The sequence below is a fragment of the Paraburkholderia fynbosensis genome (assembly GCF_902859935.1).
Taxonomy (GTDB): Bacteria; Pseudomonadota; Gammaproteobacteria; order Burkholderiales; family Burkholderiaceae; genus Paraburkholderia; species Paraburkholderia fynbosensis.
Genome location: NZ_CADIKI010000038.1, coordinates 15,800 through 36,030, shown reverse-complemented (window position 1 = coordinate 36,030; position 20,231 = coordinate 15,800). Strand labels below are relative to the sequence as shown.

Below are 20,231 nucleotides of genomic sequence, written 5' to 3'. Positions count from 1 at the left end.
GGAATCAACGTTCAACTGGTACTGGCTTGTCGACGGACTGATGGCCGACGGTTTTGCCGTACATCTGGCCAATACTGCAGCGATCAAGCAGTACGAGGGCCTGAAGTACTCAGGTGACGAATCGTGGCCACTTCCCGAGCGACGAAGCCGCCAGCAAACTGCTGTATCTGGCCTTGCGCAACATTGAAAAGGATTGGAAGATGCCGCCTATCACCTGGCGGCAAGGGGTACATAGCCACAACTATCGACCCCTTCATTTCCGTGTCTCGCACCTGTTGGCCTGGTCCAAGCCTATGCGACGCCGCAGCGGTAGGCCAACTGCAAAACTGAGACTCAAAGTCCCATACAGCGGCCGCGCGACTGCCACGTTGGCCCTTACCCCGGTGAATCTCCCGTGTCGCGTATCGCGACCAGCCGCAAACGGTCGCGCAATGCTGGCCGATGAGGGAAACGAAGTGGGATAGCGACGGCGGTGTTCGGTCACCCGTCCAGTTTCGATAACTGCTACTATCAAAACCGTATTTAATGATCGAATCCCGTTGCCAAGTTGATTAATGTCCGCAAATGACGGGGAATGATGGTGACTTCAACTCCCTCGTTTCGATTCCCGCACCGGGCCATTTTGATAGCAAGGCCGAGCAACGCAGCGCTTGAGAATGACGTTCGCCCTTGGGCGGTTTCACGAAACGTCGGCCGTCCCAAAATCGTGCAGACATGGCGCACTATTTAGAGGTGAGTAGACCCGGGGAGTTGCACCCCGAGTCTCTCGCAGAACCGAACGTGAGGCTCTCGACTCATTCGGCTCCCGTTATCCAGCCGATACGCCAACGACACGCCAGTGGGCAAACAACCTGGGGTGGACGAACTTCATCCTACGTAGCCATGCCGTACTACGTCGCTTGTGCTGCCGCAACCTCCTGTACTTTCGTCGAGCCCACCGCATGCGCCGTAGGTCGATGTAGCCGAAGAGGCTGTGCATCGCCGTCCGGTGGAACGCCCCCTAGTAGTTCCACCACCTTTGGACTTTTAATCCGTTGGCCCCATACTCCTGCTTGAGATTGGATGGCACTGGCCGGCAAGCTCCGGCACAAGAAAAAACCCCGGAAGGTCCATTCGACGGCCTTCCGGGGCGAGTCACGGGACAGCGTAGACTGCTCCGGGAAGCATTTCTGGCGAGGATGGAAGGCAAATCAAAAGGATAACGAAATATTCATTGCAGCAGTACGACCGTGCAACTCAAGCTCCCGTAAGTCCGCGTTTTGTTGCGCTCCAACGGCTTGTGATATCGCGAAAATCGCCGCGACAGAACCGAACCAAGCTAGGTTGCTCTGCGCCCACTGGCCTCAACGCGGTCTAAAATCCATGCATCAACGTCGGTCTCTAGCCATGCAACCCTACCACCACCGATTTGTACAGGCCGTGGAAATTTACCTTCGGCCAGATACCGATAGACAGTACTTGTGCCCAGACCAACACGCAGACGCACCTCGCGAAGGCGAATCAAACGTTGCTTCGCCGGATTCTCAACGAATTGATCAGCCATCGCCAGACTCCTCCTGACAGCGTCCGGCACGAACCGGACATATAGCAATCTAGAGCACAATTCGGAGCGTGGCAAATGCCCCGTCGGGAATGAAATTGCACAATTTCAGAGTCGTGTCTCGCAGGCATCGTCCCCCCAGTTCCCAGAGTTCCCACCCCTTCGGCGACGAAGTGAAGCCTCGCTTTGACGGGGGATATGAAACCGAATCCTTCCGATTTTATCGCTAGCCAACCAGCGTGATCAGTGAAATCCGTGCGACAGAGCGCCCAAACCGAAGACGCTCCGCTGCCCCGACACTCTCGCGAAAATGATTGAACCGCCACCGGGCCCTCGCCCACTGACTCCGCGGGCAGGACAAGTTCAGCCGATTCCCCTGCGTACCCAGAACTTCCATTGCGTTCCCGGTACTGGAGTGGCCTAAAAGTGGCACTATTCTGGAAGCCAAAGAAAAAGTCCTCACAAGCGGTGCTGTAAGGCCTTGATTTCTTTGGTCGGGGCGAGAGGATTTGAACCTCCTACCACCTGCACCCCATTCAATAATTCCACTTACCAGTACGCATCGAAAAATCCTTCGTGCATACCCGTTCTCGTCATCAATGCCCAATGAGCGATGGCAACGCATCCATAGAACGATCCTGATTTCTCAACGTACACTGACAACTATGCAGCGAACGCTTGCGGTACAGCCGACGCCGTTGACGCAGTTTTCTCCTGCTCGTTGCCGCAGTACCTTCCCCAGTCCTCCGTCATCAGCCGCCGATGCTCAAGCTGGTCGCGACGCCGGTAAGCCGCCACTGTCTGCGAAACGATGACGTGAGCCAAGGCTTCTTCCGCTAGCGAATCCGGGTATTCCGTGCATTCGGCCACCCAGTCGCGGAACGTTGACCGGAAACCCATGCACGGCTGGAGAATCCGTACGATCATCGCGGTGTCGATGCCGCGCACCCGGACGTCGCCGATCACAGGACATGCGTACGTGATGAGTGTGTTGCGCCACTGCTGCACATGCTTGCCATTTCGCCAGTGAGGTTCCTGCGCACGGATAAACGCTTCGGCTGCCTCACGGAATGTCAGGTTGGCATCCGACGAGATATCGAGCAACTGTCTACGCTGTTGCTCACGCCGCGCGAGGATAGGATCAATCAGGTCCCTCACCATGTCACGGTATTCGGCGGCGAGTTTGCGCGCCTCGCCAAGCGAGACACGTGAAAGCGATCAGAGGCCCATCTCCCGCACGCGCCCGCCAAGCTTGAACCGGAACGCCCACGAACGCGCGCCACTGTCCGCGATCTGCATGTAGAGATCGCCGCCGTCAGAGTAATGGCCCGAGGTCACCTCCTTCGCGACCCGCAATGCGCTGAGCCGCTGCAACTGTCGTCCTGCCATGTTGCCCTCCATTCCTACCCACAAAACCCATTCCGCTACCCATACTTCGTGCGGAAATTGTGCGGGACGGTGCGGAATGGCGCAAGCACGCCGTTACCCACAAATCACGCAAAATCAATTGGTTACGGGTGTTCCGGGAGACTGTGGGACTGCGCGGGAAGCCCTTCCGGGCGGAAGGCAGCCGGAGTCGAACCGACCTGAGAACGTCTGACGTCCTCAACTGGGTTTGAAGCCCAGCCGCACCACCGGATACGAATGCCTTCCTTCGGTGATTGAACTACGCGTTACTCGATCAGCAGATCGAGCCAACGACTATCCGTGCGCATCAGGTGCAGGCCACGGTGGAAGCGAGTATACCCAACCCGGTCGAAGAATTCCAAAAGCTGGATCGCGCGCTTGCGTCCCAATCCGGTGGCATCACGAAAAGGCGCGGCGCCTACCGTGCCCGCGTTTTTCTGTGCTTCGGTCGCCGCGATGGCAGCCAGTTCGCGAATCATTTCCGGGTGATAAAAGAGGTCATGCACGACCTGAAAAAGCTCGCCTTGGCGCGCGAGTTTGCGCATCAATTGACGCACACGCTCCTCGGGCACACCATGCGCGCTCGCCAGATCACGCACCCACGGCGGATCGAAGCGCCCTGCCTTGACCGCCGGCAGCAGCGCTGCCGCGAGCGCCCGGTCGGCGTCGTCGAGCGTCATGGTGTGGTGAGGCAAATGCAGCCATGGCCCGCGCTTGACCACCGCACCGCGCGCCGCCGCTTCGTCGACCAGCGCGCGCCACAGCGCATCGTCCACCAAAGGCGCAGCGATTCGCCGCAAGCGCGACACGTCCGGGCCCAGTTCGTCCGGCGAGCGCTCGTGATATTGCGTCAGCGTCGATATCAGCCGGTTGTCCAACGCCTGCCATGAAGCATCGGCGACCAGCAACGCATCGTGGCGAGGCAATTCGACCACGCGAGTGCTGGACGGCAACGCGAGCGCAGCCCCCGGCATGCCCGTCAGCCTTTCCAGCAACGCGCGCGACAAACCGTGCGGCGCCCTCGCGAACATCGCGTCGAGCGCGCCGGTGTCGAGCATTGTCTGGATCGCATCGAGCCACGCGAGCCGCTCGGCCGAGCGCCGTTTGCGCGACGGCGCGAATGCATCGAGCACATGCCCACCGCCCACGGTTCGATCGGCCTGCGCATTGCGCACGACGAATCGGTCACCCGCCACCGCGCACACGGGCCGCTCGAACACGAGTTGCACACGAGCGCGCTGACCGGCGCCGAGTGTTTCGCCTTCGAGCAATGCGACATGCGCAACCTGATGTTGTGTGCCCAAATGCACATGCAGCGGCGCCCAATGCTCGAGCGTGAGCGGCGCATCGGCGAGCAGCGTCAGCATCACGTCGAGCCGCTCCGACGCTTGCGACAGACGCGGATCGACGATCCAGTCGCCGCGATCGATCGCACTCTTTTCGATGCCCGCCAGATTCAACGCACAGCGCTCGCCGGCACGCCCGGTCTCGGCCGGCCGATTCTGCGCATGAATGCTGCGCACCCGCACCGCCTGATTCTTCGGCGCCAGCAACATCGTCTCGCCGACCGTCACGCTGCCGGCGACCACGGTCCCGGTGGCGATGGTGCCTTGCCCCGCGAGTGTGAAGACCCGGTCGACGGCAAGCCGGAACAGGCCGTCGGCGCGCTTCATATGCCACGCCTCGGCGGCCGCGTGCAGATGCGCTTTCAACGCGGCCACGCCGGCATCGTCAGCGCGCGTCGCGCAGGTCTCGAACACGGGCGCATCCTTCAGCACGCCGCCGCTCACCAACGCAGCGAGTTCATCGCGCACTTCCCGCAGCCGCTGCGCATCCACGCGATCCACCTTGGTCAACGCAATCGCGCCGCACTGAATGCCGAGCAGTTCCACGATCGCCAGATGCTCGCGCGTTTGCGGCATCACACCGTCGTCGGCGGCAATCACGAGGAGCGCGAAATCGATGCCGCTCGCGCCCGCGGTCATCGTATGCACGAGCTTTTCGTGGCCCGGCACGTCGATCAGGCCGAGCACGTCGCCGTTCTGGAGCGGCACGTACGCGTAACCCAGTTCGATCGAAATGCCGCGCGCTTTTTCTTCCTTCAGCCGGTCCGTATCGACGCCCGACAACGCCTTTACCAGGCTCGTCTTGCCGTGGTCGATGTGCCCCGCCGTGCCGACGATCATGCCTTCACGCCCTTCAGGTGTTCGGTCAACTGCGCGATCAGTTGCGCTTCATCGGCGGCTTCGAGGCAGCGCAGATCGAGGCGCAGCGCATCGTCCGCGATCCGGCCGATCACCGGCCGCGCCATCTCGCGCAGCAGCTTTTCCACCGCCAACAGATGACGTCCGCCGCGTTTGCCGCCGGCCACCCTGACGGCGAGGCCGTAGCTCGGCAGCACATCGACCGGCAACGCGCCGCTGCCGATCTGGCTGAACATCGGCTCCGCGAGCACCGCATAGCGTTCGCCGAGCGCGCGCTGTAAAGCCGGCTGCACACGCTCGGCGGCGAGCCGGATGTCGTCGGCGCCACGCGTAAGCAGGCGCAGCGTGGTCAGCCGATCCAGCAGTTTTTCGGGCGTGCGATACAACTGCAGCACCGGCTCCAGCGCCGCGAGCGTCAGCTTGCCGACACGCAGCGCGCGCTTGAGCGGATGCTTCTTGATCTTCGCGATCAGATCGCGCCGCCCCACGATCAAGCCCGCTTGCGGGCCGCCAAGCAGCTTGTCGCCGCTGAACGTGACGAGGTCCGCGCCGGCTTCGACGGTTTCGCGCACGGTCGGCTCGCGCGGCAAGCCCCATTGGCTCAGATCGACCAGCGTGCCGCTGCCGAGGTCCACGGCGACCGCGAGGCCGCGCTCATGCGCAAGCGGCGCGATTTCGTCGAGGCCGGCTTCCTTGGTGAAGCCGGTGATCGCATAGTTGCTCGCGTGGACCTTCATCAGCAGCGCGGTTTGCGGACCGATGGCTTCGGCGTAGTCCTTCAGATGCGTGCGATTGGTCGTGCCGACCTCGCGCAGTCTGGCGCCCGCGCGGCTCATGATGTCAGGAATGCGAAACGCGCCGCCGATCTCCACCAGCTCACCGCGCGACACGACCACTTCTTTCTTCGACGCCAGCGCAGACAGCGTCAGCAGCACTGCGGCGGCGTTGTTGTTGACCACGGTGGCCGCTTCGGCACCGGTCAGTTCGCAGATGAGTTCGTCAATGAGGTCGTCTCGATCGCCGCGCTTGCCGGTGGCGAGATCGAACTCGAGGTTGGCGGGCTGCGTGAGCGCCTTCATCACGGCCTGCACCGCCTCGTCGGGCAGTAGCGCGCGGCCGAGGTTGGTGTGCAGCACCGTGCCGGTCAGATTGAACACGCTGCGCAAGCGCGACGCGTTGCGCTTGCGCAGCGCGACTTCGACCGCGGCGTGCAGCCGGGCGATGTCGAGCGCGCTGACGGATGCATCGCCCGCCTGCGCGCTGGCGCGCCACGCGTCGAGCGCGGCGCGCACAGCGCCCAGCACCTGCGTACGACCATAGTCGCCGATCAGCGCCGCGAATTCCGCCGACGCCATGACCTTCTCCACCGACGGCACGCGCGCCATCAGCGCGCGCAATTCCGAGCCGCTCACATCGCTCACGAAGCAATCCCTTTGAAGTGGTGTCCGGCCGATTCTAGTCGGACCCGGACTCGCTGGCGGGCTCATCCGCGTCGCCAGCCTGCTCCGGCCACAACCACGGATGCGGCGACGCGCGCCGGTAACCCTCCGCCCCCATCAGCAGATCCAGCGTGAGGCTGGCGAGATCGTCCGCGAACGGCTCGAAATCGTAATCCTTCGACTGAATGCCGATCTTCCGGTAAGTATGGCATTCGTCGCACGACTCCGCCTTTAATACGGCGTTTTTCGATTCGGCTTCCCGCGTCGCTTCGTCAGCGTCCGGCGAGCCGACCACGTGATAGGCGATGCCCTTGGTCGAATCGCAGTTCGAGCATTTCGAGCGCACCATGTGCCACTCGGTCGAACACAAACCGCATTGCAGGTAACGGTAGTTGTCGTACACGCCGCCCACCCGCACGATGCTCGCCACCGGGTGCGAGCCGCACACGGGACACAGCCCGAGCGTTTCGATGTACGGCACTTCGCGCTTGTCGATGTCGGCGGCGAGATCGGTCCAGACTACCTGCAGCGCGGCCATGATGAACGGCGCGCTGGCGGGATCGACTTCGTCGAAGCGCTGCGCGAAGATCGCATCGGCCTGAGCGTCGAGCGTGGCGGTGTCGAGCGTGCGCAAGCGCGCGATCAATTCCACGAGCGGCGGCGTGAGCGGTCCGGCGGCTTCGAGCTTGTCGAGCAACTGGCTCAGCACCGCGCGCCACGCGGGATCGCGGACGCCGGAGAGCGCGGGGATCAGCGGCATCGAATGCTGCTGCGCACTCGCGATCAACTCGGGGCTCGGCGGCTGCGCCTTGAAGCCCGCGATCACCGCCTGCTGCGCGTCGGCCAGCACGGCCATCAGGCGCAGGTAACCGGCGATCGGATTGTTGAGACCCGCGAGCTGGCGCAGGCGCGCGGCGCGCGGCGCAAACACCGCGAGGCGTTCCGGCATGCGGATGCGCGGAATCGCCGTGTGATCGAGCGCCTCGATGTCGCCCGCTTCCAGAATGCGTTGAACCACTATATCGACCTCTAAAAACTGAAGAGCCGCCGCGCTTCGTCGAACAAAGGCGGCGGCTCGGTGTGCAGGACGCTGAAACGCGCGGCCTTATTTGCCGATGATTTCCTTGAACCAGTTCGGGTGATGCTTGCGCGCCCAGCCGTACGTGACCGTACCGCGCGTCATCGCGCCGATCGAGCCCTTCACCCACAACGCCGCATAAATATGCACGACGATACCGACGATCAGCACGAACGCGGTAGCCGCATGCACCAGCGCCGCGAGCCGGATGACCCCGATCGGGAAATAGAACGAGAAGTAGCGCCGCCAGATCACGATGCCGCTCGCGAGCAACAGCACAAGGCAAACCACCATCGTGAAGAACAGCAGCTTCTGACCGGCGTTGTACTTGCCGATCGCGGGGAGCTTTTCCTCACGATTGTTGAGCACGTCGTCGATCTGCCTCATCCACTGGATGTCGGCCTGGTCGAGATAGTTGTGATGCCAGAAGCGCAACGCAAGAATCAGGAACGACACGAACATCACGCAGCCGACGAACGGATGCAGAATCCGCGTCCATTGCCCGCCGCCGAAGACCGCATAGAGCCACGCCATCGCCGGATGAAACATAGCGAGGCCGGAAAGCGCCAGCAACACGAACGTGATCGCGGTGATCCAGTGATTCGTGCGCTCGTTCGGCGTATAGCGCACGATCAGGCTATGGCCCTTCACGTCCTTCAGCCCGGTATGCTCAGGGTGCTTCATTGGATGCCTCCCTCGAACGGCGTGCTTCGTCGGCTTCGCGTTGTGCTACGGCTTCGTCTTCCGCCGTCACCTCGTTCGGACCGACACGCGTGTAATGGAAGAAGCCGGCCATGGCCGCGAACGCAATACCCGCCAGCGCCAGCGGTTTCGCGAGACCCTTCCACAGCGAGACCATCACGCTGATCTTAGGATTCTCCGGCAGACCGTGATACAGACCCGGCCGGTCGGCATGGTGCAGCACATACATCACGTGCGTGCCGCCCACTCCGGCGGGATCGTACAGACCGGCGTTCTGGAAACCCCGCTCCTTCAGATCCACGATCCGGTCCGCGGCCTGCTGGTGCATGTCCTCCTTGGTGCCGAACATGATCGCGCCGGTTGGGCAGGTCTTCACGCACGCCGGCTCCTGGCCGACCGCGACGCGATCCGAACACAGCGTGCACTTGTACGCGCGATGGTCCTTCTTCGAAATGCGCGGCACGTTGAACGGGCAACCGGTTATGCAATAGCCGCAGCCGATGCAGTTTTCCTCGTGGAAATCCACGATGCCGTTCGTGTACTGCACGATCGCGCCAGGCGCCGGACAGGCCTTCAGACAGCCCGGATCGTCGCAGTGCATGCAGCCGTCCTTGCGGATCAGCCACTCCAGATCGCCTTGCTGATTCTCGTACTCGGAGAACCGCATGACGGTCCACGAATGCTCGGTTAGATCGGCCGGGTTGTCGTAGACGCCGACGTTCACGCCGACTTCGTCGCGCAGATCGTTCCATTCCATGCAGGCGGTCTGACACGCCTTGCAGCCAATGCACTTCGACACGTCGATGAGCTTGGCGACGGTGCCCGTGGCCGGCTCACGCGCTTGCGGCGTGGGCACGGTCGTGGCGGACACGCGTCTGATATCCAGTGATTGCAGTGCCATCTCTTTTCCTTATGCCTTTTCGACCTTGACGAGAAACGACTTGAATTCCGGTGTTTGCGAATTCCCATCGCCCACCGAGGGCGTCAGCGTATTGACGAGATAACCCGGATGCGTGAGGCCCTTGAAGCCCCAGTGCAGCGGCAATCCGACGGTCTGGACTTTCTTGCCTTCGATCGTCAGCGTTTTGATCCGCTTGGTGACGAGCGCGACCGCAATCACGTGGCCGCGATTGGACGAGACCTTGATGCGATCGCCTGCCACCACGCCGACTTCCTTGGCCAGATCCTCGCCGATCTCCACGAACTGCTGCGGCTGAATAATCGCATTCAGGTGCGCGTGCTTGGTCCAGTAGTGGAAATGCTCGGTCAGACGATAGGTGGTCGCCGTATGCGGGAAGTTTTCGTGGGTGCCGAATGCCGCCCGATCGTTCGGGAACACGCGCGCCGCCGGATTGCTGACGACCGCCTTGTTCTCCGGATGCAGCGGGTTGTAGCCGAGCGGCGTTTCGAACGGCTCGTAGTGCTCGGGGAACGGTCCTTCGACCAGACCGTCACGCGAGAAGAAGCGCGCGACACCCTCCGGATTCATGATGAACGGATTCATGCCGTTTTCAGGCGGCTCGTCGGCCTTGAAGTCCGGAATATCGGCACCCGACCACGTCTTGCCGTTCCACGCAATCAGCTTGCGCGTCGGATCGAACGGCTTGCCGCTCACGTCGCACGACGCACGGTTGTACAGAATCCGCCGGTTCGCGGGCCACGCCCACGCCCAGTTCAGCGTATTGCCGATGCCGGTCGGGTCGGAGTTGTCGCGGCGGCCCATTTGGTTGCCCGCCTGAGTCCACGATCCGCAGAAGATCCAGCAACCGCTCGCGGTACTGCCGTCGTCGCGCAACTGTGCGAAGCTCGCCAGCTGCTCGCCCTTCTTCGCGAGCACCTTGGTTTTGTCGGTCGGGTCGGTGACGTCAGCGAGCGCCTTACCGTTGTACTCCATCGCGATCTCTTCGGGCGTCGGGTTTTCCGGATTGGCATATGGCCAGCTCATCTTGACAATCGGATCGGGATACTTGCCGCCGTCCTTTCGATAAGCGTCGCGGATGCGCAGCCACAGCCCCGACATGATCTCGAGGTCGCTCTTCGATTCGCCCGGGCCGTCCGAGCCCTGCCAGTGCCACTGCAGCACACGGCTCGAGCTGACCAGCGAGCCGCGCTCTTCCGCGAAACAGGTGGTCGGCAGACGGAATACCTCGGTCTGGATCGACGCCGTATCGACGTCGTTGAACTCGCCGAAATTCTTCCAGAACTCCGAGGTCTCGGTAGCGAGCGGGTCCATGATGACGAGCCACTTCAGCTTGGCCAGACTCGCGCCGATCTTCGCCTTGTTCGGCGCAGCGGCGAGCGGGTTGAAGCCCTGCGCGATGTAGCCGGTCATCTTGCCTTGACTCATCAGCTCGAAGACCTGCAGCATGTCGTATGACTTGTCGAGCTTGGGCAGATAGTCGAAGCCGAAGTTGTTCTCGGCCGTCGCGTTATCGCCCCACCAGGACTTCATGAAGCTCACATGAAACGCGCGATAGTTGCGCCAGTAGCTCAACTGGTTCGGCCGCAGCGGCTGCGTGGCGCGCTTCGTGATGTACGCGTCGAAGTCCTGCTCCGCTTCCATCGGCAACGTCATGTAGCCGGGCAGCAGGTTCGACATCAGGCCGAGGTCGGTCAGCCCCTGGATGTTCGAGTGACCGCGCAGCGCATTCATGCCGCCGCCCGCAATGCCGATGTTGCCGAGCAGCAGTTGCACCATCGCGCCGGTTCGGATGATCTGCGAGCCGACCGAGTGATGCGTCCAGCCGAGCGCGTACAACACCGTGCCGGCGCGTCCGGGGACCGCCGTCGATGCCAGCATCTCGCACACGTGCAGGAACTTCTCCTTCGGCGTGCCGCAGATTTTCTCGACCTGCTCGGGCGTATAGCGCGCGTAGTGCTGCTTCATCAGCTGATAGACGCAGCGCGGGTTCTGCAGCGTCGGATCGACCTTGGCGAAGCCGTCGTCGCCGCGCTCGTAGTCCCACGAACTCTTGTCGTAGCTGCGCTTCTCGGCGTTGTAGCCCGAATACAGACCGTCGGTAAACGAGAAATCCTCACGAACGATGAACGACATGTCCGTGTAGTTCTTCACGTACTCGTGCTGGATCTTGTCGTTGGTGAGCAGATAGTTGATCACGCCGCCCAGGAATACGATGTCCGTGCCGGTCCGGAGCTGCGCGTAATAGTCCGCCACCGACGCCGTACGCGTAAAGCGCGGGTCGACCACGATCAATTTCGCCTTGCGATGCGCCTTGGCTTCCGTCACCCACTTGAAACCGCACGGGTGCGCCTCGGCCGCATTGCCGCCCATCACGAGAATCACATCCGCGTTCTTGATGTCGACCCAATGGTTCGTCATCGCTCCACGGCCAAACGTCGGGGCAAGACCTGCCACCGTCGGGCCGTGTCAGACACGTGCTTGATTGTCGAATCCGAGCATGCCAAGACTACGGATAGTCTTGTGCGTCAAATAGCCTACTTCATTGCTACCGGCGGATGCGGCCAGCATGCCGGTGGTCAGCCAGCGATTGACCTTCTTGCCGTCTTCGGTCGTCTCGACGAAGTTGGCGTCGCGATCTTCCTTCATCAGCTTCGCGATGCGGTCGAGCGCGTCTTTCCACGAAATACGCTGCCATTCCTTAGCGCCGGCCGCGCGGTACTCGGGATACTTCAGACGGCTTTCGCTATGAATGAAGTCGATCAGGCTCGCGCCCTTCGGACACAGCGTGCCGCGATTGACCGGATGATCGGGATCGCCTTCGATGTGGATGATGCTGGACTTCGCATTCTTGGCGTTGTCGCCCAGTCCGTACATCAGGATGCCGCAGCCTACCGAGCAATACGGGCAGGTGTTGCGGGTTTCGGTTGTGCGCGACAATTTGTACTGGCGGACTTCCGCCAGCGCGGGTGCCGGCGAGAAGCCCATCAGGGCGAGACTCGATCCGGCTAGCGTGGTGGCAGAAACTTTCAGGAATTGTCGCCGGGACATCTGGGTCATTTAATGGCCTCGGCACTTGGGGATACTGAAACGATTATAGGGCGCGATATGACGTCGTGCAGCCAGACTTGCACGCTTGGGCACCAGGGCAAATATGAACTTTCATAGCCGGTTTTTAATAAACCGCGGGCATCATTCGTGCTGCATAGATTGCGCTACACCAACTTTTAACTTGGTAAAAGGCGCTCCTATGACTCGCCGCTCTCTGCACCATGTCCGCCCGGACAATTTTCACACGCCCGCGCGAGTATTCGTCTCGGCGCGCGTCGCGTCGCTCGTGCTGGGCGCCGTGATGCTCGTCGCGAGTCCGTACGGCAGCGCGCAGATTCCGCAAGGCGGTGGCTCCGAGCAGCAGGAAAATCGCACGTCCGCGATGGGGGCGACGCCCGATCCGGCGGCCTCGATGGTCCACGAGTCGAACAAACCGCAAGCGAAGGACGCCGGGTCGGCCCCCTCGCGCGGCAAAACGGGGGAAGACCACAAAGCCAACGGTGCGGGGGGTTTTGACAACGGCTTGTACGGCACCGGCGCAGGCAGCAATAAATGACATTGACGCGGCTCCATTTGCCGCACTTTTTTGTGCAACAATTTTTTGCCTCCCCTGCGCTTTGACTCTATTTATTGTGAGATAAGGCATCCCGCGATAGCGCGAAGCTCGTGGCGCTCTGCCGCGCCTTCCCGCTCGAGCCGTGTGCGCGAAGCACGTCTGGGCAGCGCTGCCGGCGAACAACCCGCATAATTGCGGTCATCCGCAGCCAGAGACTCGCGCCACATGACCGACACCCACGCCCAAACCAGCCCATCGCCGCGCCTCACCAGCCTGTCGCACGGTGGCGGCTGCGGCTGCAAAATTGCGCCCGGCCTACTCGCCGATCTGCTCAAGCGCAGCGCGCCCCTGCCGTTTTTCCCCGACCTGCTGGTCGGCAACGACACCGCCGACGACGCCGCCGTCTACAAGCTCAACGACGAGCAGGCGATCGTCGCCACCACCGACTTCTTCATGCCGATCGTCGACGACCCGTTCGACTTCGGCCGCATCGCCGCCACCAACGCGCTATCCGACGTCTACGCGATGGGCGGCAAGCCGCTCATGGCGTTGGCCATCGTCGGCATGCCGATCAACGTGCTGCCGCACGACGTCATCGCGGCCGTGCTGAAGGGGGGCGAGTCCGTCTGCGCCGAAGCCGGCATTCCGCTTGCGGGCGGCCATTCGATCGATTCGGTCGAGCCGATCTACGGCCTCGTCGCGATCGGCGTGGTCGATCCGAAGCGCGTCAAGCGCAATGCAGGCGCTCAGGCGGGCGACGTGCTGATTCTCGGCAAGCCGCTCGGCGTCGGCATCCTGTCGGCGGCGCTGAAGAAAGACCGGCTCGACGCTGCCGGCTACGCCGCGATGATCGGCGCAACGACCAAGCTCAATCGTCCGGGCGCGGAACTGGCGCGGCTGGACGGTGTGCATGCGCTCACGGACATCACCGGGTTCGGCCTGCTCGGGCACACGCTGGAACTGGCGCGCGGCTCCAATCTCACCGCCCGCGTGCGCTATGCGGATCTGCCCTGGCTGCCGGAGGTGGTCGGCCTCGCGCAGGCAGGCATCGTTACCGGCGCCTCGGGGCGCAACTGGGACGCCTACGGCAAGGACATCGTCCTGCCCACCACGTTGCCGTCGACGGCGCGTGCGCTGCTAACCGACCCGCAAACCTCGGGGGGCCTGCTGGTCTCGTGTGCACCCGAATCCGCCGACGAAGTGCTCGCGCTGTTCCATGCCGACGGTTTCGGCGACGCGCGCGTGATCGGCGAAATGGTGGATGGAGAAAGGCGCGTGGAAGTCGTTTGAAACGTTTGAGGCGCTGCTTAGCGAGCTTGTTTGACGCCTGCGCTCCGCGCACCGGCGCACGCCACAGACCGGCACGAGAACCCACGGGAACCGCCCCGCACGCCAACAGCTTCGCGCATACGCAGGCCCGTCCTGGCGGCGCATGCGATAATTTCACCCTTTCGCCGCCCCGTTTCGTCCGTACCCCTTGAAAAACCTTCTCGTCAGCCTCGAAAAAGCAGATGATTTCGATGAAATCATCGATGTACGCACGCCTCTCGAGTTCGCGGAAGACCATATTCCCGGCGCGCTCAACGCGCCTGTGCTGAGCAACGAAGAGCGGGTACTGGTCGGCACGACGTACAAGCAGGTGTCGGCGTTCGAAGGCACGCGCATCGGCGCGGCGCTGGTCGCACGCAACATCGCCCATCACCTGGAAACGACCTTCGCCGACCGGCCGCGCAACTGGCGGCCGCTGATCTATTGCTGGCGCGGCGGCAAGCGCTCGGGCTCGGTTACGACGCTGTTCAACATGATCGGCTGGCCCGCGCGCCAACTGGACGGCGGCTACAAGAGCTATCGGCGCTTCACGCTCGACACGCTCGACACCCTGCCGAAAACCTTTTCCTACATCGCGCTGGTCGGCCCCACCGGCAGCGGCAAGACGCGCCTGCTCGCGGCGCTGAGCCAGGCGGGTGCGCAGACGCTCGATCTCGAAGCGCTGGCCGCGCATCGCGGCTCGCTGCTCGGCGCATGGGCGGGCGTGCCGCAGCCGTCGCAGAAGCGTTTCGATACGCTGCTCGTGAGCGCGCTGCGCGAGTTCGATCCGGGGCGGCCGGTGTTCGTCGAAGCGGAAAGCCGGCGCATCGGTTCGGTCGCGTTGCCGCTCGCGTTGCTGGAAACGTTTCACCAGGGTGCGTGCGTCGAGGTGCTGTCGAGCCGCGAAGATCGCGCCGAGTTCCTGCTGCACGATTACGCCCATCTGTTCGACGACCCCGCTGCGCTGAAAGCGCAATTGCAACGGCTGATCGGTTTGCATAGTCGTGAACGGGTGACGGGCTGGCAGCAGCTCGTCGACGCCGATCAGCGCGCCGAACTCGCGCACGAACTGATCGAGCGGCATTACGATCCGGCGTACGCGCGCAGCAGCCATCAGCATTTCGTCCAGTTGCCGCACGCGTTGCCATTGACTTTCCGCCCCAACGACGCCGACGTCGTCGACCAGGCGAAAGCGTTATTGGCGCGGCTCGACAGCCGCGCGCTTGCCTCTGTGATCTGATCAAAAACCACGCTGAGACCACTCATGCAATCAACCCTTAGACAACCTCGTATCGCGCTCGGCTGGATCGTCTTCCTGCTGATCGCCGTCGTCGGCCTCTTCTACGTGAAGTGGTTCCCGTACTACAACCGCGCATTCGTCGCCGCGAGCCAGCACTCGATCGGCAAATCGATCCTGATGGGCACCTCGGCGAGTGCGCCGGACGCATCGTGGCAGGCCGCGATCGATTACGCGTTCGCGTACGGCAAGGCCATCTGGCAAGCGATGGTGCTCGGCCTTCTGCTCGGCTCGGCAGTGCAGGCGCTGATTCCGCCGCAATGGGTCGCGCGTGCGCTCGGCCGGACCGATTTCAGCAGTGTGGTGAAGGGCGGCCTGATGTCGTTGCCGGGCATGATGTGCACCTGCTGCGCGGCGCCGGTCGTTGCCGGTTTGCGCGCGCGCCAGGCGGCGCCGGGCGCGGCGATCGCTTTCTGGCTCGGCAACACCGCGCTGAATCCGGCCACGCTGATCTTCATGGGCTTCGTGCTCGGATGGCAGTGGATGGGCTTGCGGCTCGCGCTCGCCATCGTCATGGTGTTCGGCCTCGGCTATCTGGTGAACCGCATGGTCACGCCGAAAGAAGCCGAAGCGTCGCGCGAAGCTCTCTCGCAACTGATCACCGCCGACGACCCCGGCACCGCGTTCACACGCTGGATAAAAATCCTCGGCAGCATGACGCTGCGCCTCGTGCCCGAATACATCGTGCTGGTGCTGATTCTCGGCGCGGCGCGCGCGTGGCTGTTTCCGCACATCGGCCCGCACATCGACAACAGCCTGCTGTGGATCGTCGCGTTGTCGATCGCCGGCACCTTGTTCGTGATCCCGACTGCCGGCGAAGTGCCGATCATCCAGGCGATGCTGTCGTTCGGCATGGCCGCCGGTCCCGCTGGCGCATTGCTGCTGACGCTGCCGCTGATCAGCGTGCCGTCGATGGCCATGCTGGGCCGCTCGTTTCCGCGGCGCGTGCTCACCGTGGTCGCCGTGGCAGTGGTCGCATGCGGCGTGGTGAGCGGCTTGCTTGCGATTGCTTTGGGCTTCTGAATTTCCGCCTCTTTTCCGTATCTCCATCTCCAGCGTATGAAACGAATCGCCGCATTCACGCTGACAAGCTGGTCCGCTGCCGGCTTGCTGTATCTCGGACAGCACTCGGTGGCGCTGATCGCGATCAGCGGCGTCGTTGCGCTAGCCGGCTTCGATCTGCTGCGCCCCTGACGGCAAGCCGCGTTCCGGTCGACCTGAACGCGGCTTGGCGCGAGGCGGCTCGCCTTCTTTCCAGCGCAACCCTTTCCCTTTCGGCGCAGACGCTCAGCTCTGCGCCAGCATCGCTTCGCGCGCCGCATCCCGCGCGCCTTCCTGACGCATCCGCGTGATCAGCCCCAGTGCGCAGAACAGCGTAATCAACACGTGCAACACGCCGAGTGCGACCACCGAGAGAATCGAGCCGGTCGCGCCGAGCAGGTATTGCCCGAGAATCGGTGTCGTACCCGCGAACACCATGCCGCAGATTTGATAGGAAAGCGAAATACCCGTGTAACGCACCTGCACCGGAAACGACTTCGCCAAAATGCCGGCCATCGCCGCGTAGTACAGCGAGTGCGGAATCGACGCGAGCGCCATGCCGAACATCGCGAGTTTCGTCGAGCCGGTTGCGATCAGCGAAAACATTAGCGGCAGCGCGATGATTTCCGGCACCAGCATGTAAATCACCGCTTTTTTCAGGTCCATTTTCGTCGCGAGCAAGGCGCCGAACGGTTGCACGATGAGCTGCACGACGATCGCGCCGGTGATCACCGTGAGAAATTGCGTGCGGTCAAAACCGATGCTCGTCACGGCCCAAGACAATGCGAACGTCGTCTTGAAGTAAGTCGCCGACAAGCCGATCACGCACGCGCCCACGCCCATCGCGACCAGCCCCTTATGATCGCGCAGCACTTCGGCGATCGGCAGCTTCGCGACCTTCTTGCGGTCCTTCAATTGCTGCATCGCCGGCGATTCGTCGACGCTCATCCGGATGAACATCCCGACCATCACCAGCAGCGCGGAGAACAGGAACGGCACGCGCCAGCCCCACGTCATGAACTGGTGGTCGGGCAGCATCGAGGTCAGCAGGAACGCCACGGTTGCGAGCAGATTGCCGGCGGGCGAGCCTTGCTGTGCGAAGGCCGAGTAGAGAATTTCCTTGCCCTTCGGCGCGTGCTCGGACGACAGCACCACTGCGCCGCCCCACTCGCCGCCCATCGCTATGCCCTGCATCAGACGCAGCACAATCAACAACGCGGGCGCGAGCAAACCGATCTGATTGTAGGTCGGCAAAAGACCCATGCCGGTCGTGCAGCAGCCCATCAGCATCAACGTGATGATCAGCGTTTTCTTGCGGCCCACTTTGTCGCCGAGGTGGCCGAAGATGATCCCGCCGATAGGCCGCGCCAGAAAACCGACCCAGAAAGTGGCGAACGCGGCGAGCGTGCCGGCCAGCGCCGAGGTGGTCGGAAAGAAAATCTTGCCGAGCACGAGTGCCGCCGCCGTGCTGTACGCGTAAAAGTCATACCACTCGATCGTCGTCCCGACGAATGATGCGATACCCGCCTTGCGGGCATTCCGGTGTTGCGTTTCGAGCGTGAGCGCCATCGGGGTGCGTCTCCATGTTGAGTCGAATGCAGCGGATGGACCTCGCGTCCTGTCCGCGTCGCCGTTCGGTTAACGAACTTTATTTCCGTCAACGAACAGGAGCCGGACTATAGGGATCGTCGGCGATATGCGTCAATCAAGGGATTACCCTGCGACAACTGCGGGCAACGCGGCCAGCGGCTAGGTGTATACCCCGGTCCCTATTGCCATGACGTTATCGAAATGCCGATAATGTTCTCATGGATGTGAAAACTGCAGTACGCGTCTTCGACGTGATAAACCTCTTTGCCGAAGTGCGGCAACCCATGATCTACAGCGAGATCTCGCGTCGAACCGAGATCCCGTTGTCGAGTTGCCACGCGCTTTTGCAAACCATGGTGGCCAAGGGCTACCTGTATGCGCCGGGCGTGAAAGCCGGCTATTACCCCACCCAGCGGCTGCTGCACGTCGCCCGCGACATCTGCAGCGAAGACCCGCTGACGCTGTTGTTCCAGCCGCTGCTCAGCTCGCTGCGCGACGCCACGGGCGAGACCGCGGCGCTCGCCACGCTGGCCGGCAACCGCGTCGTCTATCTCGAGGTGATGGAGTCGCGCCAGAAGATTCGCTACAGCGACGAGCCCGGCGGTTTCATGTACGTGCATGCGAGTGCGGCGGGCAAGGCGCTGCTCGGCGCGCTGTCGGTGGAGGCGCGCCGCAAGCTGCTCGACAGTTGCGAGCCGTTGACCGCATCGACCGACGGCTCGGTGATCGATCGCAAGACGCTCGAAGCCGAAGTCGAGCAAGGCGTGACGAACGGCTGGCATCGCTCGACGGGTGAAAACGTCGAAGACGTCGCCGGTCTCGCACGCGGCTTCCTGATTCACGGCGAAGCGTTCGCGCTGGTGATCGGCGGCCCGAAGGCACGGTTGCTCAAAAACGAACAGCGCGCGATCGAAGCGCTGCTCGACATCTACGGCCAGATCCCGCCAGAACTCCTGGCGTGACGGCGCGCCGCCACGCTTCGTTCGATATCCGAACGGTGCTGTGCGCAGGCCAGCTCAGAAGGATTTGCAATGCGCTGGAAGAACAGGCCGGAAGGCTCGAACTGGGGTGACTTCGGAGACGACGACCAACTCGGCAGGCCGAATCTGATCGGTACGGAACAGGTATTGAGGGGCGCGCGCGAAATCCGCGCGGGTCTGAGCTTCTGTCTGTCGTTGCCGCTCGACTTTCCCGGCGACAACAAACTGAACGTGCGCCGCCACCCGCCCGTCTTGCGGCCCACGGTCAGGGACGGCCTGCCCTACGTGAACTTTCCGTTCGCGCGCAACGAACCCGGCGCCACCGACGTCGTCAGCGACGACCAGGTACTGTTGAGCCTGCAATATTCGACGCAATGGGATTCGCTCGCGCACGTGGGCGCGCGCTTCGACGCAGACGGCGACGGCGTGCCCGAGAGCGTCTACTACAACGGTTATCGCGCGCATACCGATGTCGTCGGGCCGATCGAGTATCGCGCCGACGACGGCTTCGCGCCGCACGCATGCGGCGGCGAACACAGTCACGCCGACGTGCTTGGCATCGAAAACCTGGCGGTCAAAGGCATGCAGGGCCGCGGCGTGCTGGTCGATCTGGTCGCGCATTACGCTCGCGAGCATCGCACGGTCGGCTACGACGACCTGATGTTCGCGATCGACGCCGACGGCGTGCAGATCGAACGCGGCGACATGCTCGTGCTGCGCACCGGTTTCGCGGAAATGGTGCTGGAAATGAATCGTCATCCTGACGAAGCCGTACTCGACAGTCACTGCTGCGCGCTCGACGGCCGCGACGAACGCCTGCTGCAATGGCTCACCGATTCGGGCATTGCCGCGCTCGCCGCCGACAACTACGCGGTCGAACGCTATCCGGCGCGCCCGCCCGCGACGCCGGGCGAGCATCCGCTGATGCCGCTGCATCACCATTGCCTGTTCAAACTCGGCCTGCCGCTCGGCGAACTCTGGTACTTGCGCGATCTCGCCGCCTGGCTTCGGGCAAACGGCCGCTCGCATTTCATGCTGACCGCGCCGCCGCTGCGCCTGCCTGGCGCGATGGGTTCGCCCGTCACGCCGATCGCGACCGTCTGAGCTTTCTCTCTTTCC

At 62.9% G+C, this 20,231-nt stretch carries 15 protein-coding genes, 1 tRNA gene and 2 pseudogenes; 8 read left to right on the top strand and 10 right to left on the bottom strand.

Features of this window, described 5'->3' with window-relative positions:
* A pseudogene (locus HV770_RS39605) lies at positions 1 to 121 on the top strand (IS110 family RNA-guided transposase); the annotation flags it as partial.
* Positions 122 to 1,318: 1,197 nt separating this feature from the next.
* Here HV770_RS39605 and HV770_RS36375 read toward each other — a convergent pair.
* From HV770_RS36375 to fdnG, 9 genes and pseudogenes are all read right to left on the bottom strand, one after another.
* Positions 1,319 to 1,543 (bottom strand): helix-turn-helix transcriptional regulator, encoded by a 225-nt coding sequence (locus HV770_RS36375; RefSeq protein ID WP_175166255.1) that lies wholly within the window; start codon positions 1,541 to 1,543, stop codon positions 1,319 to 1,321.
* 660 nt (positions 1,544 to 2,203) lie between these two features.
* A pseudogene (locus tag HV770_RS36370) lies at positions 2,204 to 2,929 on the bottom strand (integrase arm-type DNA-binding domain-containing protein).
* Between the two features lie 171 nt (positions 2,930 to 3,100).
* Positions 3,101 to 3,193: transfer RNA gene (locus HV770_RS36365), tRNA-Sec, on the bottom strand.
* Between the two features lie 20 nt (positions 3,194 to 3,213).
* The gene (selB, locus tag HV770_RS36360) at positions 3,214 to 5,133 is read right to left on the bottom strand and encodes a selenocysteine-specific translation elongation factor (RefSeq protein WP_175166254.1); all 1,920 of its coding nucleotides are present in this window, start codon (positions 5,131 to 5,133) and stop codon (positions 3,214 to 3,216) included.
* Positions 5,130 to 6,572, bottom strand: coding sequence for an L-seryl-tRNA(Sec) selenium transferase (selA, locus tag HV770_RS36355; protein WP_175166253.1), 1,443 nt, complete (start codon positions 6,570 to 6,572; stop codon positions 5,130 to 5,132). Before selA ends, selB begins: the two co-directional genes overlap by 4 nt.
* Before the next feature lie 34 nt (positions 6,573 to 6,606).
* The gene (gene fdhE / locus HV770_RS36350; RefSeq protein WP_175166252.1) at positions 6,607 to 7,608 is read right to left on the bottom strand and encodes a formate dehydrogenase accessory protein FdhE; all 1,002 of its coding nucleotides are present in this window, start codon (positions 7,606 to 7,608) and stop codon (positions 6,607 to 6,609) included.
* A gap of 87 nt (positions 7,609 to 7,695) precedes the next feature.
* Complete coding sequence (locus HV770_RS36345) at positions 7,696 to 8,352, bottom strand: formate dehydrogenase subunit gamma (RefSeq protein ID WP_175166251.1); 657 nt, start codon at positions 8,350 to 8,352, stop codon at positions 7,696 to 7,698.
* Positions 8,339 to 9,271 carry a formate dehydrogenase subunit beta gene (fdxH, locus tag HV770_RS36340; RefSeq protein WP_175166250.1) on the bottom strand — a complete coding sequence of 311 codons (933 nt, stop codon included), beginning with the start codon at positions 9,269 to 9,271 and terminating at the stop codon, positions 8,339 to 8,341. Before fdxH ends, HV770_RS36345 begins: the two co-directional genes overlap by 14 nt.
* 9 nt (positions 9,272 to 9,280) lie before the next feature.
* Positions 9,281 to 12,349 (bottom strand): formate dehydrogenase-N subunit alpha, encoded by a 3,069-nt coding sequence (gene fdnG / locus HV770_RS36335; protein WP_175166249.1) that lies wholly within the window; start codon positions 12,347 to 12,349, stop codon positions 9,281 to 9,283.
* A 190-nt stretch (positions 12,350 to 12,539) separates the two neighbouring features.
* On the opposite strand from fdnG, the gene HV770_RS36330 reads away from it, so the two are divergent.
* The 5 genes from HV770_RS36330 (at position 12,540) to HV770_RS39500 (ending at position 16,695) form a co-directional block, all read left to right on the top strand.
* Positions 12,540 to 12,896, top strand: a complete 357-nt coding sequence (locus HV770_RS36330; RefSeq protein WP_246291555.1) for a beta-xylosidase — start codon at positions 12,540 to 12,542, stop codon at positions 12,894 to 12,896.
* A gap of 225 nt (positions 12,897 to 13,121) precedes the next feature.
* Positions 13,122 to 14,186, top strand: coding sequence for a selenide, water dikinase SelD (selD, locus tag HV770_RS36325; protein ID WP_175166248.1), 1,065 nt, complete (start codon positions 13,122 to 13,124; stop codon positions 14,184 to 14,186).
* A 187-nt stretch (positions 14,187 to 14,373) separates the two neighbouring features.
* A complete protein-coding gene (gene mnmH, locus HV770_RS36320; RefSeq protein ID WP_175166247.1) occupies positions 14,374 to 15,444 on the top strand; it encodes a tRNA 2-selenouridine(34) synthase MnmH in 1,071 nt (356 codons plus the stop codon).
* 24 nt (positions 15,445 to 15,468) lie between these two features.
* Positions 15,469 to 16,524, top strand: coding sequence for a permease (locus HV770_RS36315; RefSeq protein WP_175166246.1), 1,056 nt, complete (start codon positions 15,469 to 15,471; stop codon positions 16,522 to 16,524).
* A 36-nt stretch (positions 16,525 to 16,560) separates the two neighbouring features.
* A complete protein-coding gene (locus tag HV770_RS39500; protein ID WP_281366321.1) occupies positions 16,561 to 16,695 on the top strand; it encodes a hypothetical protein in 135 nt (44 codons plus the stop codon).
* 93 nt (positions 16,696 to 16,788) lie between these two features.
* Here HV770_RS39500 and HV770_RS36310 read toward each other — a convergent pair whose 3' ends face one another.
* On the bottom strand, positions 16,789 to 18,111 hold the full coding sequence (locus tag HV770_RS36310) for an MFS transporter (protein WP_175166245.1): 1,323 nt from the start codon (positions 18,109 to 18,111) through the stop codon (positions 16,789 to 16,791).
* Between the two features lie 239 nt (positions 18,112 to 18,350).
* Between HV770_RS36310 and HV770_RS36305 the strand changes: the two genes are divergently transcribed.
* Both HV770_RS36305 and HV770_RS36300 read left to right on the top strand, forming a co-directional pair.
* A complete protein-coding gene (locus tag HV770_RS36305; RefSeq protein ID WP_175166244.1) occupies positions 18,351 to 19,094 on the top strand; it encodes an IclR family transcriptional regulator in 744 nt (247 codons plus the stop codon).
* A 69-nt stretch (positions 19,095 to 19,163) separates the two neighbouring features.
* Positions 19,164 to 20,216 carry a cyclase family protein gene (locus HV770_RS36300; protein WP_175166243.1) on the top strand — a complete coding sequence of 351 codons (1,053 nt, stop codon included), beginning with the start codon at positions 19,164 to 19,166 and terminating at the stop codon, positions 20,214 to 20,216.
* The last annotated feature ends 15 nt before the right edge of the window (positions 20,217 to 20,231 follow it).